This window comes from Chitinophaga sancti, assembly GCF_034087045.1.
Lineage (GTDB): Bacteria > Bacteroidota > Bacteroidia > Chitinophagales > Chitinophagaceae > Chitinophaga > Chitinophaga sancti_B.
In genome coordinates this window covers 490,401-507,079 of the sequence record NZ_CP139247.1, presented here as the reverse complement: position 1 = coordinate 507,079, position 16,679 = coordinate 490,401, and the positions used below count along the sequence as shown (strand labels likewise).

16 protein-coding genes are annotated in these 16,679 nt (G+C 37.8%); 12 read left to right on the top strand and 4 right to left on the bottom strand.

The window, feature by feature from the left end; genetic code table 11:
• Positions 1–43: 43 nt before the first annotated feature.
• Positions 44–226, bottom strand: a complete 183-nt coding sequence (locus SIO70_RS02170) for a hypothetical protein (RefSeq protein WP_320579046.1) — start codon at positions 224–226, stop codon at positions 44–46.
• 673 nt (positions 227–899) lie between these two features.
• On the opposite strand from SIO70_RS02170, the gene SIO70_RS02165 reads away from it, so the two are divergent.
• The 4 genes from SIO70_RS02165 to SIO70_RS02150 all read left to right on the top strand — a co-directional run bounded on the left by SIO70_RS02165 (position 900) and on the right by SIO70_RS02150 (position 5,218).
• On the top strand, positions 900–2,096 hold the full coding sequence (locus tag SIO70_RS02165) for a phospholipase D family protein (RefSeq protein ID WP_320579044.1): 1,197 nt from the start codon (positions 900–902) through the stop codon (positions 2,094–2,096).
• 264 nt (positions 2,097–2,360) lie between these two features.
• The gene (locus SIO70_RS02160) at positions 2,361–4,028 is read left to right on the top strand and encodes a DUF262 domain-containing HNH endonuclease family protein (RefSeq protein WP_320579042.1); all 1,668 of its coding nucleotides are present in this window, start codon (positions 2,361–2,363) and stop codon (positions 4,026–4,028) included.
• A 65-nt stretch (positions 4,029–4,093) separates the two neighbouring features.
• Positions 4,094–4,519, top strand: coding sequence for a recombinase family protein (locus tag SIO70_RS02155; RefSeq protein WP_320579040.1), 426 nt, complete (start codon positions 4,094–4,096; stop codon positions 4,517–4,519).
• Between the two features lie 153 nt (positions 4,520–4,672).
• Complete coding sequence (locus tag SIO70_RS02150) at positions 4,673–5,218, top strand: hypothetical protein (RefSeq protein WP_320579039.1); 546 nt, start codon at positions 4,673–4,675, stop codon at positions 5,216–5,218.
• A gap of 18 nt (positions 5,219–5,236) precedes the next feature.
• On the opposite strand, the gene SIO70_RS02145 is transcribed toward SIO70_RS02150, so the two are convergent.
• The gene (locus SIO70_RS02145) at positions 5,237–6,208 is read right to left on the bottom strand and encodes a hypothetical protein (protein WP_320579037.1); all 972 of its coding nucleotides are present in this window, start codon (positions 6,206–6,208) and stop codon (positions 5,237–5,239) included.
• Between SIO70_RS02145 and SIO70_RS02140 the strand changes: the two genes are divergently transcribed.
• Together SIO70_RS02140 and SIO70_RS02135 are read left to right on the top strand one after the other, a co-directional pair.
• Positions 6,175–7,731, top strand: a complete 1,557-nt coding sequence (locus SIO70_RS02140) for an IS5 family transposase (protein ID WP_320574022.1) — start codon at positions 6,175–6,177, stop codon at positions 7,729–7,731. The genes SIO70_RS02145 and SIO70_RS02140 overlap by 34 nt on opposite strands.
• 161 nt (positions 7,732–7,892) lie before the next feature.
• On the top strand, positions 7,893–8,060 hold the full coding sequence (locus tag SIO70_RS02135; RefSeq protein WP_320579035.1) for a hypothetical protein: 168 nt from the start codon (positions 7,893–7,895) through the stop codon (positions 8,058–8,060).
• A gap of 177 nt (positions 8,061–8,237) precedes the next feature.
• Here the strand turns inward: SIO70_RS02135 and SIO70_RS02130 are convergent, their stop codons facing one another.
• Positions 8,238–8,531, bottom strand: a complete 294-nt coding sequence (locus tag SIO70_RS02130; protein ID WP_320579034.1) for a hypothetical protein — start codon at positions 8,529–8,531, stop codon at positions 8,238–8,240.
• On the opposite strand from SIO70_RS02130, the gene SIO70_RS02125 reads away from it, so the two are divergent.
• The 3 genes from SIO70_RS02125 (at position 8,525) to SIO70_RS02115 (ending at position 13,095) form a co-directional block, all read left to right on the top strand.
• A complete protein-coding gene (locus SIO70_RS02125; RefSeq protein WP_320579033.1) occupies positions 8,525–11,059 on the top strand; it encodes a hypothetical protein in 2,535 nt (844 codons plus the stop codon). The genes SIO70_RS02130 and SIO70_RS02125 overlap by 7 nt on opposite strands.
• A 709-nt stretch (positions 11,060–11,768) precedes the next feature.
• Entirely contained in the window at positions 11,769–12,596 is an 828-nt protein-coding gene (locus tag SIO70_RS02120; protein ID WP_320579031.1) for a hypothetical protein, read from the top strand.
• Between the two features lie 319 nt (positions 12,597–12,915).
• On the top strand, positions 12,916–13,095 hold the full coding sequence (locus SIO70_RS02115) for a hypothetical protein (protein WP_320579028.1): 180 nt from the start codon (positions 12,916–12,918) through the stop codon (positions 13,093–13,095).
• On the opposite strand, the gene SIO70_RS02110 is transcribed toward SIO70_RS02115, so the two are convergent.
• Positions 13,092–14,150: a Gfo/Idh/MocA family oxidoreductase gene (locus SIO70_RS02110; RefSeq protein WP_320579026.1), complete on the bottom strand. Its 1,059-nt coding sequence runs from the start codon at positions 14,148–14,150 to the stop codon at positions 13,092–13,094. The genes SIO70_RS02115 and SIO70_RS02110 overlap by 4 nt on opposite strands.
• 73 nt (positions 14,151–14,223) lie before the next feature.
• On the opposite strand from SIO70_RS02110, the gene SIO70_RS02105 reads away from it, so the two are divergent.
• From SIO70_RS02105 to SIO70_RS02095, 3 genes are all read left to right on the top strand, one after another.
• On the top strand, positions 14,224–14,586 hold the full coding sequence (locus SIO70_RS02105) for a helix-turn-helix domain-containing protein (RefSeq protein ID WP_320579024.1): 363 nt from the start codon (positions 14,224–14,226) through the stop codon (positions 14,584–14,586).
• Between the two features lie 288 nt (positions 14,587–14,874).
• Positions 14,875–15,351, top strand: a complete 477-nt coding sequence (locus tag SIO70_RS02100) for a sigma-70 family RNA polymerase sigma factor (protein ID WP_320579021.1) — start codon at positions 14,875–14,877, stop codon at positions 15,349–15,351.
• A gap of 63 nt (positions 15,352–15,414) precedes the next feature.
• Entirely contained in the window at positions 15,415–16,590 is a 1,176-nt protein-coding gene (locus SIO70_RS02095) for a FecR domain-containing protein (protein ID WP_320579019.1), read from the top strand.
• The last annotated feature ends 89 nt before the right edge of the window (positions 16,591–16,679 follow it).

The window sequence follows — 16,679 nt, the reverse complement described above, 5'->3', positions numbered from 1 at the left end:
ACACTTTCTCTATTGTGTATTATTCTAAATACCCATTAACGTTTTACATGATGATGAAAGCAGCAGCATATGCAATTGGCAACATTACACTCCATGCTTTCAGGAATTTGAAAAACCTTTTTTTACAAAAACCAGGATTCCGCATCAAACCTACGAAAGCCATAATCAACGTCATCGGAATAACGACAAACAAGGTGTTGATGTACTTAAAATGTTTTCTTTTCATTTTTTGAATTGTTTAAATTAATGATGCAAAAATGCAGGGTTATTCATCTTAAACTTTGACATAGGTCGAAAAACGGCATGCTGAATTTCTATTCAGCTTCCCGGTACCGGAAGCTAAACCCGATTTGGAGCTAATTGTATCCATTGCGTTACTTAAGAATATTAATGCAGTTGATACCGGCGACGGATAGTTTAGCTGTAAATGATAATATTGTAAAGGGTAATGGCTGCCAGCTGAAACTAAATAAGGGATGGCGAACTGAAAAATGGATAGCTTACAATCAGCGTTGATTAGGAAGGAATAATTCCCGGATTGCCCACCTGTCTGGCAATGTACTGTTAACGAAAAAGAGACCGATCATCTTTCGATAATCGATCACTTTTAGGGGAGATAGAGGAATTCTACCTCCCGGACCTGTTAGTGTCATTTTTAGCAATATAGAAGTTCTATACACCACTTGCGGCAACACTCCTATATTGGTTATATTTCTCCCGATGAATTTGAATTAAACAGCCAGGAGTTGAAAGTGAAAAATGTAGCTTAACTATTTGTCCGTATTATGAGGTCAAGACTACAACTACGCATATTGAATTGTGATAAAAATATACGAAAATAAATCATCGCAAGAATTACATATATTTAAGAGCTTGTAGTTAGCTTAAAATAACCTTTAATGAAACTAATAACCACGGCGACAGAATTAGAAAAAGAGTTTAGACGACTGACTAGACAATATAAAAATTTCTATTGGGCGACAGCCTGGGCAAGTTCCAGTTCAAAGCTTTTCAACGATCTTTTAATCAATAAAGATAAAATCGGCAAAATTGTTGTTGGAATTCATTTCTATCAAACACATCCTGACTTTATTGAAGCATTTTTGAATGACAAAAAAGTCCGCTTTATCCAACACCCAGAAGGAACATTTCATCCTAAACTGTATTTATTCACCGATAGTTCTGAAAAATGGGAGCTAATTATTGGTAGTGCTAATTTCACCAAAGAGGCATTCTCACAAAATATCGAAGCGTGCATATTGCTTAGTAACAAAGACAATAATTCATCTGAAACCTTTGCCAATGCAATAAAACTGGTTGAACAAGCTTTTGTTGATGGAAAAATATTCGACAATTCTGACTTGGAAAAGTATATGATAACCTGGAAAAATCACAGGCAAAAAATTAAAAGTATATCCGGACAATACGGCAGTGAAAAACGAATGCCCAAGCCTATCCATGAAGTTCCGATAATAATTAGAAGCTGGGCGGAATTTATGAGCGAAGTTCGTTGTGAAAACAAACACGTAATTGAACGAAGATTGAGAGTAATAAAAATCTCAAGTGAACTCTTTAGAAGTAAAAACCATTTTAGCGAACTAACAGAAGACGAACGAAAATTTATAGCAGGTATTCCAAACAAACTAAAACTTGATGGGGCAGAGGATTGGGGTTATTTCGGAAGTATGAAAGGAGCTGGGATTTTTAAAAACAAGATCAAAAAAAATGACAAAAATGTTTCAAAGGCATTAGACCAAATCCCGCTTTCGGGTCAAATAACAAAACGACATTTTGACAACTTTATAAAATATTTCACGCAGACGTTTACAGGTAATTACATAGCAACTGCAACACGACTATTATGTATGAAGCGACCAGACACATTTATATGTTTCGATAGTAAAAATCGGTCAGCACTTTGTAAGGATTTCGGAATTATTCAATCCGCAATGGACTATCAAAGATATTGGGACGAAATTATAGAAAGACTTAATGACAGTGACTGGTGGCAAAACCCAGGCCCTAAAAACTATACAGAACAAAAAGTAAGTGAAGCAAGGGCAGCATTTTTGGATAGCTTGTATTACGAAAAATGAGACGTAATAAACATTAATCTAACCACTGCATTATTATTCGAGATCAATTAATGTGATACAATAGGTACGAAATGTGGAGACATTGGCAAAAAACGTTTCAATTGTATTATTTATATTCTTTCAATTAATTGATAAACCAAAGATAGCAAGGTCATGGTAACAATACCAGCTATTATATATATAATACATCCGGAATTAAGTACTATCATACTTTTATTTCCTTTTCACCCGTAAAATTCAACAATTTATAAAATTATATATCATATGAATAGTACTCAAAATATACTGCAGGCTAAAAATATATTTACCGAAAATATCCAGACACTTTTTACTAACGCAGAAAACATACGGATTCCAGAATACCAACGGGCCTATAGCTGGGAAAGAAAACAATGTTCGCAATTCCTGGATGATTTGCTGGAGCAACGCGGCAAACGTTACTATTTAGGTCAGTTTCTTTTTGAAAAAGTGGACAACACCCTTTATATCATCGACGGTCAGCAGCGGCTCACCACCACAATTCTACTTCTTTCGGCCATTGCCAAGATCAAAAATAAAAAGGGAAAAGAAGTTAGTAAAATACAATCTACCTACTTAACAGACGTATTTAGAACAATTGGAGACGACCAGATTGTCTTTAAACAGATCACACAAAGACATTTAATGTCAAAAAAGGACGATACGGATACCATTTCCCAAAGAAGACTAATCGAGGCTTTCAGTTATTTTGAACAGTATTTACTTGATGTGGATGAATTTACAATTGATGCCGTTCAGCAAACCTTAGAGGAAGCGGTAATCAGCACTTTTTTTATTTGCAGTAAAGTCGAGGCTACGCAGGTTTTTGAGTACCAAAATAATCGAGGAAAGGACCTTTCGCGGTTTGAGATCATTAAAGCTTATCTCATGCATCAGGTATATATCCAAAGCGAAAACGTCAGACAAGCAAACAGCATCATTGCGGATATTCAGACTGCTGTTGCAAGTACATATCGCTATTTCGAAGTTACTGAAGGTTATTTTACTGAAAGTGAGCTGTTAGATTATAGTTCCAGCCTGTTTTACAGTATTAACGGAAATATAGAATCAATAAAAGAAAAGCTCATCCATGAAAGTGACAAACTGGAATGGATTAAAGGCTTTTTTGAAAATTTTGCTGGTCTAAGCCTAAGCGCCAAGAGCATCGTAAAAAATAAGGCCCACATTGAGATTGCTAATCTCTTCCTTGTCGGGAACGAAGTAAAATGGCAACTGGTTTTATTGACATTGTTTTACAAAGGGGAAACCTCAGGCGATTTTTACACTAAAATTCTAAAGTTGCTCGAAGTTCTTTGCTTTAAGCTTAAGCTAGGTGACTACCGGAGTGACCATTTGCCAACTTATGCAAAAAACTATTTTAGCGGCAAAGATGGATACGACATAGAACGGCTTTACCAGGATATAAAAAAGGCAACAGAAATTGGATTTAACTGGTACTGGAATGACCAAGATAGGTTTAAAAACATTATTCACCATTACTTTGGTAATGGGAAATGGCATTATGACCCTAATACGATAAAGTTTGTACTCTGGCAGTATGAAAATGCCATAAGGATTGCAAACAAATCAGGTGCTCTGCTGGACAAGGAACAATATGAAGGATATACAATAGAACATATCAAACCGCAAAATCCAAAAGAGGAGCAGTATACCGAAGATTTTAGGAACAATTTCCTTCATTTAGCAGGCAATCTTGCGCTTTTAACAGTGAACCAAAACAGCAAGTTTAGCAATAAGTCATTTGAAAAGAAACGTGAGCTTTTTCAGGATACGGCACTTTCAAGTTACACAGAGATCCGTGAAAAAATTCAGTGGACTGAACAGGAAATAGCCGAAAGGCATCAGAAAATTTCGGCCTTTACAAAGTCTTATTTTGATACTGCAGGCCTGTAAACGGACCACCACAGGGATATGATATAGTGAAAATTAACGGCCAACGCAAAATTGTTGTAAACGAAGTGGGAAAAAAGATAAAGAAGGCATTTATCTGGAAGGCGGAGGGTATGAAGAATGAGGAAATTATTTCCAGGCTGAAGGCGATGGGAGTAAAAATGTATAAGCAGCAGTTAACTAAGATATTTAAACGGCCGTTCTATAGCGGTATGATTAACCACGGGTTATTGGAAGGTAAAATAGTCGAAGGTGACCATGAGAAGATGATCAGCCCTGAAATCTTCTTAAAGGTCAATAACATTCATCAGGGTTCGGGAGGATACGGAGTGCCACATAAAAAGGAACAAGACGCTGTGCCCCTTAAGATCTTCATTAAATGTGATACCTGCAACCAGCCATTTACAGGTTATGTAGTCAAAGCAAAATCACTGTGGTATTATAAGTGCCGGAAGGATGGGAAGGGTAAGACCCCAAACCTTAGTATTTACTAGTGGTAGAATAAGAGGGGTGGTCTTAATGATGATGCACTTACGCTATATACTTATATATGCTTTAAAATTTTGGGTTGGAAATTTTTTGGGGGAAACTGGCATATAGCTGCATCTGCCTATTATTATGTATATTACCTAATCAATATTTGTGTTATGCCCTTAAAAGAATTGTTGTTGTTTAATAATGAGGGAAAACATCTCACTTATAGTCAATACCTCAGTACTAATGAATGGATGTCTAAGAGGGAAGAAATTATTAAAAGAGATAATTTTCAATGTACGCAATGTAAGAAGAAAGATACTATTGATAATTATGATCCTATTACAAAAAAGACAGAGCATCTTTGGCTTATAGATAATGGAGTTGTGTATTTAGGTGGTGATACAGCTTCTGTTAATAGTGTTTTTGTTTCTGCTGATAAGCATTATCACCTAGAGGTTCATCACACCAGATACATTTTAAACAGGTTACCATGGGATTATAAAAATGAAGATTTAATCACCTTTTGTAATCACTGCCATACTGAGTTTCATCTGCATCATAAAGTGCCAGTGTATAGTGGGGATGAATCAACTGAACTGGAATATGAACCATGTCCAAAATGTAATGGTAAAGGATATATCCCAGATTATTTCAATGTACAGAATGGAATATGTTTTCAGTGTAGGGGCGAGAAATATATTATTCCAATAATTTGAATCACTAGATATACTGTTTTATTTAAAGAGCCTAACAAAGTGTCTCTCAGCAATTCTTATCTGATTCTTATTTCTCTTTTTTTCAATTCTTTCTTCCTTATCCTGTTTGGTTCTTGTTTGAATAGAGGGATGTTCACCACTTTCTATTTCTGACTGCGAAAAGTCATTTGATACAAATGGGTATCTGTCTGTAATATTCATCTTAAAATGTCTTTGAAATATTTGCATCATCATTAATGTTAATGATCTTGCACCTAATTCTTTTTTCTGCCTTTGAAAAGTTAAATAATATGTTCGTGTAAATATACTATCCAAATTTTTGGGATTTTCCACATATTGCTTATAGCCTGAGGGGCAATATTCTTCAAATTTAAAAAAGGGAATTAGATTAGAAAGTAATAGCATTTTTTCACCTACTACACTCACCAGGTCGAATTCATCATATTTTAAATAAGGCTGTAAGATTTTAAAAACATTAAAAAAACCTAGTAAGTCTAATTGATTAAATTCATTTTTAAAATTGCTTAAATAATTCTGAAATTGCGCAATAATAAATTGCTTGTATTCCACACAATTAAGGTGATTAAATAAGAAATCATCTAAAGCATATTCAATTAGGAGAGGCTTAGTGTTTGGGTAATATGCCCATTTAAAAGTTGCATCTTTATCATTGTTCTCCTTTCGATATAGCATAACATGAGTAATTCTATTATAATTTTCACATAATAATTTTGCAATAAAGGAGTAATGATAATCACTTCCAAGATATTGATTATTAGTCTTAACTAAAGAAATTCCAGATGTTATTTGATTAATAGTAATTGGCTTCTTTATATAATCTCTAATTAGGGTGTGCTGAATAAGTATTAATCTATTGTTAATCAATGTTGTATGGCCTATTTTTTGCTTGAATAGTGTATAAATATTGAATGAATCATCTCCAAAAGCATGCAGCCATGATACGTTATACACCTGCAAAACAATTGACATTAGAAGGTTTTTCCACACCCTTCTCGCAGCAGTTATCCACTTCCAACAGGTGGGTTATACTCGCTGCAAAGATTCCGTGGGACAAACTGGCGGATGTGTATTATAAAAAGATGCGGGCTGATTTCGGAGCGCCAACCTTGAGTGCGCGGATGGTAATTGGTGCGGTGATCATCAAACATATACTGAATATAGACGATCGTGAGGTAGTAGAGCAGATCACAGAAAACATATATCTGCAATATTTTGTAGGTCTAAGCAGTTTTCAACAGGAAGCTCCCTTTGATGCATCGCTGATGGTCAGTATTAGAAAACGGTTAGGCGTAGAGGTGATGTCCAGGTTGAATGAGATTATCTTGCAGGAAGCGGGATTAACCAAAGCGAAAGAAGAGAAAACATCGGATGCCGGCAGTAAGGATGAAAGTGATGGGGATGGAGGAGAGAGCAATAAAGTTGGCTGCCAGGCGGATGCAGAGATAGTAAAAGAAACGCCATCTGAAGGACTATCAGGAACATTGATGTTAGACGCGACGGTGTCAGAGCAACAGATCGATTATCCAACGGATATTAAGTTATTAAATGAGGGGCGCCGTCAATTGGAAGGGATAATAGAGCGGGGATGTCTGGCTGCTGAACTGATTATGCCGCGGATGTATCGCAATATAGCCAGGAAGCAATATTTGAACATTGCCAAAAAGAAAAACAAAAGCAAAAGAGACATACGCAGGGGTATCCGTCAGCAATTGCAATATGTTAAGCGGGATTTAAAGTATATCAACTGGCTGATTGAAACAGGACCTACTTTTAAGGAGACATTGAAACCGAAAGAGTGGACGTTAATACAAGTGATCCAGGAAATGTATCGTCAGCAGGTAGAGATGTATAAGAAAAGAGAACAGAAAATATCTGATCGGATTGTAAGTATCTATCAACCGCATGTGCGTCCGATGCCGAGAGGCAAAGACCGCGTATCAACGGAGTTTGGCAGCAAGCAACTGGTGTTGTTGAAAGATGGTTACACACATATTGAGAAGCTGAGTTGGGATAATTACAATGAAGGAGGATTACTAATCGAATGCCTGGAAACCCATAAACGCTTGTTTGGGTGTTATCCGGAGCGGGTATTAGGAGATCAGTTGTTCGGCACACGTGAAAACCGACGATACATGAAGGAAAAAGGGATCCGTTATGTTGGCAAGCCATTGGGTCGGCCCTCATCAGATAGTAAGCAGCAAAAGCGATTATTGCAAAAGCAGATGCCGGAACGAAATGCGATTGAAGGGAAATTTGGACAGGGGAAAAATGCATACGGTCTGGGTAAGATCAAGGCCCGTCTTAAGGATACAGCTGAGAGTTGGGTGATGTCTATTTACTTTGTTATGAATCTGCTTAAACTGGCAGCAGGTTCTTTTTTGTCATTACTCCAAATCTATTACTGGCTGGTAACAGAGGGTTATTTAACGATAATGGTGAGTTGCCCGGATGCACAACTTAGACCTCGATATATGAGACGTATGGAATGGTAAATAGCAAGGTGTCAAAATGAAATATAATTCATCGGAAAACTTATTCAGCAGACCCTAGTTATTAGGCAGAAGTGTCAGCATTTCAAAGATGAGCTTTTGTTTCATTATTAAATACTTACCTTATTAATTTACAATTCACCCTCTTTGAACTAAAAAATAGTGTGAACCAGGGAGAAGGAACGACCAGTGATAACTGGAGCTATTGTATTCCTGTGGAGAGCTGTCGTATCCCGGATGTGGAGTTGCGTACATACCGTGAACTTTACCTGGAATTAAAACAACGGTATTACCAGGAGATCAGGAGTGCAAATTACTGTGGCAGTGGCTGAAAAGGGATCTGAAAATATCGCTGATGCCCCGTTACCTGACAAGCCGCTCACCTCTCCAGATGGTAAATATGAGTATACATATAAGTAAACCTATAACGAAGGGAGTCATTGATAATGCAAAAATCCTCCTATCAAAATGATGATATTTTTGATAGGAGGATTTTTGCATTACTAACACTATTTCGCAATAATTTCGTCAAAACATTTTAAAAGGGTAATGTATCCTGCATATACGGCACCTCCTGATTCACGATTTAATCTATGCAGTATTTTATTCTCCCGACACTCTGATACTAGCATTGCGTAAAGAGATTTAGAAGAATAACTATTTAGATCATCATCTATCATTTTATTTTTAGCCGCTGCAGACATCGTTGTTTCATACCTTTTCAGCATCGCTACAAATCTGGATTCCTGCTTACTATATTGTTGCTCTGTGATTTTTATCGTACGGACATTCTTCCATGGCATATGTACCTGCTACGAACCTGACTGCATTTGCATCCTCTGGTATCAATGGCCTGATTATGCATATATGGTATGATAACCAATATGATGGATTTGGTTATACACAGGAAAACCTGCGTAAGCGGGTATCTGCAAAATCTTATCAGGATGGATCTTCAACTCCGCAGATGACATATTATAGTTATGATCAGATAGGTATGGTGAAGACCCTGTGGCAACAGATTGATGGACTGGGAACCAAACAGATAGAATACAATTATGATCTTGTGTCTGGTAAAGTAAATAAACTGCGCTATCAACACTTTGATGATAATAATGCCAAGACGGATCAGTTTTATTATGGTTATGAATATGATGCAGATAACAGGGTGATAAAATCGCTTACGGGTATTAAATCTGTGAGCTCTGATGGATGGGAGATTGAGAATCCTAAAACTGATGTGTTGTATAATTACTATTTACATGGTCCTTTATCACGCATGGAATTAGGAAATAAGCAATTAGTGCAGGGTGTGGATTATGCCTATACCTTACAGGGGTGGGTGAAAGGTGTGAACAGTCAGTACCTGAATACAGAGAATGACATGGGTAAGGATGGTTTGGCAGGTAATGTACACAGTGTAGTTGCACCTGGTGTATTTGGTTATTCCTTAGACTATTATACAGGCGACTACACGTCTATTGGTAATCAGCAATTCATGCCTTTAGGTTGGCAGTCTTCTGCTAGCACAGCTGCAGGACATAACCTGTATAATGGCAATATCAGCCGTATGACTGTTGCATCTGCTCAGTTTGGGAATACAGTGGGGTATAGTTATAGATATGATCAGTTGAACCGTATGAAGGCAATGCATCAGCATCCGTTGACCGCTGGGGCTACTTCATGGAATGCGTCAACTGCTGGAACTGCATACCAGGAAGATGTGACTTATGATGGTAATGGTAATATCCTGAGTTATGACAGAAATGGTAGTGGTGCAAATGGTAAGAATGTGGGGATGGATAAACTGACCTATGGGTATATTAGGGATGCATCAGGTTATTTGTTGAATAATAGATTATCGCAGGTTACAGATGCTATTACAACGCACGATTATGGTACGGCGGACCTGAAGTCTCAGTCTGATAATAACTATAGTTATGATAAGATGGGGAATATGGTAAGTGATTTGGAGGGAGGTTTAGCTAATGTTACCTGGACGGCGTATGGTAAAATCAGGACAATTACCAAAGCAGATGGAAGCACAATTGAATATAAGTATGATGCAGATGGTAACCGTATTTATAAGTCATATACCAATGATTCACAGGTGGATAAAACCTGGTATGTGAGAGATGCGACTGGTAATGTGCTGGCGATCTATGGAAATAAAAATGGTGATGCCAATATTTATTGGGAAGAGCAACAATTATATGGTAGCGGTCGTTTGGGTGCATGGTATCCTGATTTGAGTATGTCTGCTAATGCTAGTAGTACAGTTGCATTATGGGGGGCTACTAATAAGAAGCAGTATGAGTTGTCCAATCATTTAGGTAATGTTGTCGCTACAGTGAGTGATGAACTGAAATCAGATAATACAGCGTTGGTGTTGAATGCGAATGATTATTATCCGTTTGGTATGATTCAGCCAGACAGAAGTTATAGCAGTCGTGGGTACAGGTATGGTTTTAATGGCCAGGAAAAATCGGATGAGATAAAGGATGGAGGCAATAGTTATACAGCTGAGTTTTGGGAGTATGATCCGAGATTAGGGAGAAGATGGAATCTGGATCCCAACCCGCGGGTGGGATGGAGTCAGTATGCAGTATTGAACGATGCACCTTTACTATATAGTGATATTAAGGGAGATACTGTATGGCCCATATACAATAAATGGGATGATGGTTTTATTACTAAGTATAAAAACCATTTGAAGGATTATATCCAAAAATATGAGTCGGAGGAAAAGAAATTCACCTGTGATGATCTGGCATTATATTCAATATTGGAATTCTCAAAGGATAACGGTCTTCCTTTTAAATGGATTACAGGAGCAAAGAAATTTGATGCAGCGAAGGATGAGGCATACAATTTTGATATTTACGCCAATGATGTACTTCGTACATCTGGTGCTCCTGATTTCCAAACTAAGGGTAATACTCTTTCCATAAACAAGGAGGATATGGAAGCAGGAGGAATATCTTTGTTGTCTCATCGGGAAGGGAAAAAAGCTGGTATAGCACATCACGTGCAGTTGACTATTAGTGTTTATCTTCCTTTTAATAATGAAGGGATATTACTGAAGAATGCTTCTTGGGAAATTAAGCAAGGGAATTTTCGAAAGGAATGGTGGATTGGACGAGGACTTACTGGATCTAGTAATCCTACATTATTTAATTATCTTGGGGTGAAGATCCAGACAGGACGTTATTATTTATATTCAGATTTTTACCATAATCAAACTACGAATAGTAAAATATTTCATTTTTCACAAGACAAAGATGATAAGGTGAGTTATAAGATTTATGATTTCTCAAATTGGAATAAATAATATGATACGGAAAATATTTAATTTATTACCCTTGTTAATTGGGGTGTTTTTTCTGAGTAGTTTTTGTTACCACTATACTAAATACTCAAGGTTTTTTGATGGAGCCACCCCACATGAGGTGTATGATATGCTATCAGTTATTGACTATTATAGTTATTGGGTTTTTTTTTGATTTTGCTTGGTATTATTCTTTCTTTTTTTATAAATAATAAAAAGTTGAAATGGTTTTCTATTTTAATATTGGTCATAACATACTTTATAATCTTTACGAATATGGGAAAGTTTAATCTGCTTTAAAGACTAATACAAATTAATGAAATGGGATTGGGTTACTCACCTAATCCCATTTCATTAATTTGGAACAACCCACGGGTAATTAATTATACAAGGATTATTTGCCATCCGGATTTTAATATAATCCCTTGATTACAATACTTAGGTAATAATTATGCGACCAAATTCCCTAAATCCAGACACTTTTGGTATAGTTTTTTTATTTTATTACAATTCAAGTCCAGTTATAAGTTTGAGAATATTCGATTGGTGTAATCGGCAGATAATAATGCAGAGTTTTCGGCAACAATGGTACATGAGTAAGTATTTTAATAATGCAGCGAAAGCTCATCATTGAAATATTTACGGAGGAACGACCAGTGATAACTGGAGCTATTGTACTCCTGTAGAGAGCTGTCGTATCCCGGATGTGGAGTTGCGTACATACCGTGAACTTTACCTGGAATTAAAACAACGGTATTACCAGGAGATCAGGAGTGCGAATTACTGTGGCAGTGGCTGTACAGTAGGTAATTCTTCCGGTTTTGTATTTAGCTCTTGTGCGAAGGTGAGTGACTTTGTGATCAGTGAGTCTGATGCGACCTTGTCTGGATGTACCGGAAAGGTAGCTAAGATTACTTATACGGGTATCGGTTTGCCATCAGCAACTACCGTACAATTTTATTATCCAGCAGAAACTGTTGTTGATAATGTGACTTATGTGACAGGCATCACATTTGAAGTTGGACAAACAGAACGCGTATTTTGTGTGCCTGATAATGTGCCTGTCAATACAATCCGTGTTTCAAGTGTAATTTGTAATAACAGTGGAAGTAATAGTGGTGATGGTGGTGACGATGAAGATACGAAGTGGGATTGTGCAAACTGGAAACTGAGTTGGTTCTCACCTATCTATAACAGCCAGGATAATCCTAAGAGTATTGGGGTTTCCTATATTGGTGCTGAAACAATTCCGACAGGAAAATATACTTATGTGGTGGTGAAGGCTACAGTGAATGGAGTTGTGAAATATGGGGCAATAAGGATCGATGCCACTACACTTTCGGGTACGTGGTCACCTGAAAACCCTAACAACCAGTATTCTCTTTTAGATTATGGAATGGTACAAACCCAATGTACCTCTTCGGTGATAGCGTTTGAATCATTCTCATCAGCAAGGATTGCATCAACAGCTTCCACAACAGAGGCTGCAACCACTACAGCATCTACAGCTACTATAGCCGGGTTATTGGTTCAAGTATAATACGCCGACGAGTGGTGCGGGGAGTGTCGGGTCAGGTATAACGGAGACATCGGTTACACCGATTTATCCGACACATACGCTGGTGACGAGTTATGCATATCAATCATTGAATGGGATCACGTTGAAGGCATCACTTGATGGTGGAATGGTACAAAGTTGGTGTGATTATTTAGGCCGTGAGGTTGTTGTACAGAATGCTGAGCAATTGGTATTATTCTATCTTTATTGTCATTTCATATATTATGGTATTTAAAGATAATGATTGGATAGGTATTATTATTCCTTTAGGAATGATAGTAGTCTATTACCTGAACAATAAATGAAATCCAATAACCCTGCCAATATCTGGGAAAGCCCTGCTTATATGACCAAAGAGAAGGAGCTTAATAATGAAATAAGCAATAGAAATACTGGTAACACACATAGTGGACAGGAAGATAAAACCTGGTATGTGAGAGATACGACAGGTAATGTGGCGATCAAATTGGTCCCTAACTAGTTTCCATTGGTTTCAATTGCCTGCAACACCGTATGTAAAGACACTGCATCATAAAACGTCGGTGCATTACGAGTACCATTCCTTATATCCCCAGCTATCAATTCATATATCCTTTTTACATTTTCCATTACTGGGTTTTCCGGAGCAGCGTTTAATAATTTCAATGCCTTATCCCCGGGTCCGGCACCATAAATAGAAAGCTGGGCTAATTGCCCATGTCCAATATTTCCAGTTACCTGTATATCTCCTTCAGAACCATTAATCTCCCAAAGAAAATTAGTGGCTTTAGATATTCCACCACGATAATGAATGGAAATAGCTGCACCACTTTTCAAAGTACCAATTACCATGATTTGATCTTCGGTGTTTTTAGGTTTTACTTCTCCGGTATCCGTTAGTTTAACAGTTGAATAATTACTGGTCATACGTGAAGTAAGTTGATCAAAACCACCGAGAACTTTAATCAAACCTGCCAATGTATGCGCCAGTGGAATTGTGAGCAAAGTAGCGCCATTATTCTTATCATACATGTAATAAAAATCCCCGACAGTTTCATTGCGCCATTGACCACCTGAACCAATTAATGAGGTAGATAGTACTTTCCCAACAAAACCATCATTAATAAGTTGCTGCAGATAAACTATCTGCGAAGAAACCACCATCTGCGTTCCTACAACAGCAACTAAATTCTTGTCAGTGGCTAATGCAGCCAGCTCTTTTACTTCTTTCAATCCGTTGCCCAGTGGATGTTCACAATATATATGCTTACCTGCTGCTATCGCATCGCGTACCAGCTCATAATGATAGGGAACTTTGACGGTCACTAATACAAGATCTATTTCATCCGAATGTATTAACGCCTGGGCATTTTCAAATGCATACGGAATTTGTAATGCATTGGCTGTTCGCTGCGCACTTTCGTGTGTAGAATTCGCCACACCCTTGATTTCAAAATCGTCTGTCAGCATTTTCAATGCCGGAATATGTGATCTCGATGCCCAATGGCTATCTGGATTTAATCCTATAAATCCAATACGAATTTTATTTTTATTCATTTTATATTGTTTAAATTCATATTGCAATATTAATCCTGAACAAGGAAAATGCAGGACAGACAATTTTGTATGTATGGCTATAAAAGAGAGCTCAACAAATAATATCAATCGTCAATTTCTTACAGAATGTAATTTGACTTATGCCTTTCAATTAATGGGTGGCAGATGGAAACTTCCTATTTTAATGCATGTGCATAAGGGATTAAAACGATTTGGTGAATTAAGAAAAAGTATCCCTAACATTACAGAGCGAATGCTGATACTTCAATTGAAAGAATTAGAAAGAGATGGATTGGTTAATAAAACAGAATTGGAGTATACAGTAACGTATCTCGGAAGAGAATTGATTCCTGTTTGTATTGAATTACATAAATGGGGAGGCAAGCATAAACTGGTCTTTCATGGTAAAATAACCGATTTAGAGCCCCGGTTTTAATCCTTTATATTGTCATTCAGCGCCCATTGGGCATAAAAGAGGCTATCACAAGTAAGACTAAGGAGGGCGTAGGATACTCTTTTAGTAACACAGAAAAAGCAACTCTCCCCTTTGTAATCCCATTGCATATTTTTAAATTTATGACCATGTATTGGAGGGAACTATATGTCGCCTTATGATTATTATAATGATGAAATGTTGCTTCCACTGATAGCAGAAGGTGATGAATCCGCTTTTACAGTGCTTTATCACAGGTATTGTGAGAAAATATATTCCTTTTTGCACAGGATGACAAAAATCCCTGAAATTGCAGAAGAATTAACCTCTGACATTTTCACCGGTCTTTGGACAGGACGGGAATTGCTGGTTGAAGTCAGGAATGTAAAGGCATTTCTTTCGAAAGTCGCTTATAACAAAGCCATGGATTTTTTCCGCCTCACGGCTCACCGCCAGCAATTACAGGCAGTAGTGGCGGCACAAATGGCTGCAGGTACTGTAGCAGATGCTGATTTCAAACTGCTGGAATCTGAAACCAAACGCATATTACAGGAGGCCATCAACAGCCTAAGCCCACAAAGAAAACGGATATTTATTATGCACCGGGAACAGGGCATGACACATGAACAAATTGCACAGGCACTTCAGTTATCTCCCGAAACAGTCAAAACAACCATGTCAATGGCCCTCAAAAGCTTACGTGCGTTTTTATCCCAACATGGCCTGAAAAGTATTGCAATAATTTACTATATAGACTATTGGAAATAAATTTTCCTCTCCAATACCACTCCACTCATTTTTAAACGTCTTATTATATAAAGGTCACCTATTATGGAAATATTTCCTGAAAGATTTGCATATCTCTTTGAAAGATATTCGACGGGGAAAGCTTCGCCGGAAGAGCAAACGGAATTCTGGACAGCTATTGCTTCCTTCAGGGATGAAGATAAGGTGGTAATAGAAGCCCTGATGCAGCAATGGTGGGATAAAAGGGACGACGACCATACTATTAATAATATAGACAGTGAAAAAATGCTTAGACGTGTATTTTCTTCCGGTAATAACCGGGTTACAAAACCGCGTTTAAGATATTGGCCTGCCGCAGCAGCTGTCATATTCCTGTTCATAGCCGCAGGGGCCTATTGGAATTGGCAACGGCAAACGGATCCCCGTAAGAATATACTCGCTGCCACTACGCACGATCTGCCGGCAGGCAGTACCGCTGCTACCCTTACTCTGGATGACGGCAGCAAAATTAAGCTGGACAGTACCCACCAGGGGCTGCTCACCAGGCAGGGGAATGCCCTGGTCAGAAATAAACAGGAAGGATTAATTTATGAAGGGCAGCCAGGTGGAGCAATAAGATATAATATTCTCACAACTTATAAAGGTGAACAATACCCGGTTACATTGGAAGATGGTACCAGGATCTTGCTGGATGCTTCTTCTTCCCTGAGATTCCCCGTTACCTTTGATGCGCATGAACGTCGTGTAGAAGTAACAGGCAGGGCCTGGTTTGAAATTGCGCCGGTAGCAGGAAAACCGTTTTATGTCATTAACGGTGATAAAAAGATTGTCGTACTGGGTACTAAATTCAACATTACCGCCTACAACAATGAAAATACAACATGGATCACGCTGGTCACAGGTAGCATCAAAGTAGAAACTGGTAAGGCGTCACAATTATTGACACCCGGACAGGAAGCCGTTATTCATAATGGTACTGAGCAGATACAAGTGAACAATCAGGCAGATGTAGAAGAAACCATTGCCTGGGTAACCGGCAACATCACCTTTCATAACGCTGACATCGCTACTATACTACACGAAATAGAAAGATGGTATGATGTACAGGTAATAATAAAAGGGACTTTGCCCGATAAAAAATATTATTTCAGCGTTTCCAGGTCCGCATCGCTGGTAGATGCATTACGTTTTTTAGAGATTTATCATATAAAATATATAATTAATGGGGAGAACAAAACATTGACTATTCAACCAGCATAATCAGCCAACTATTTTTTTCGGTAAAAAAACCGGTAGTGAGTCCAAGCACTACCGGTGAACGCCGGACATCAAATGAGACATAGTCTAGG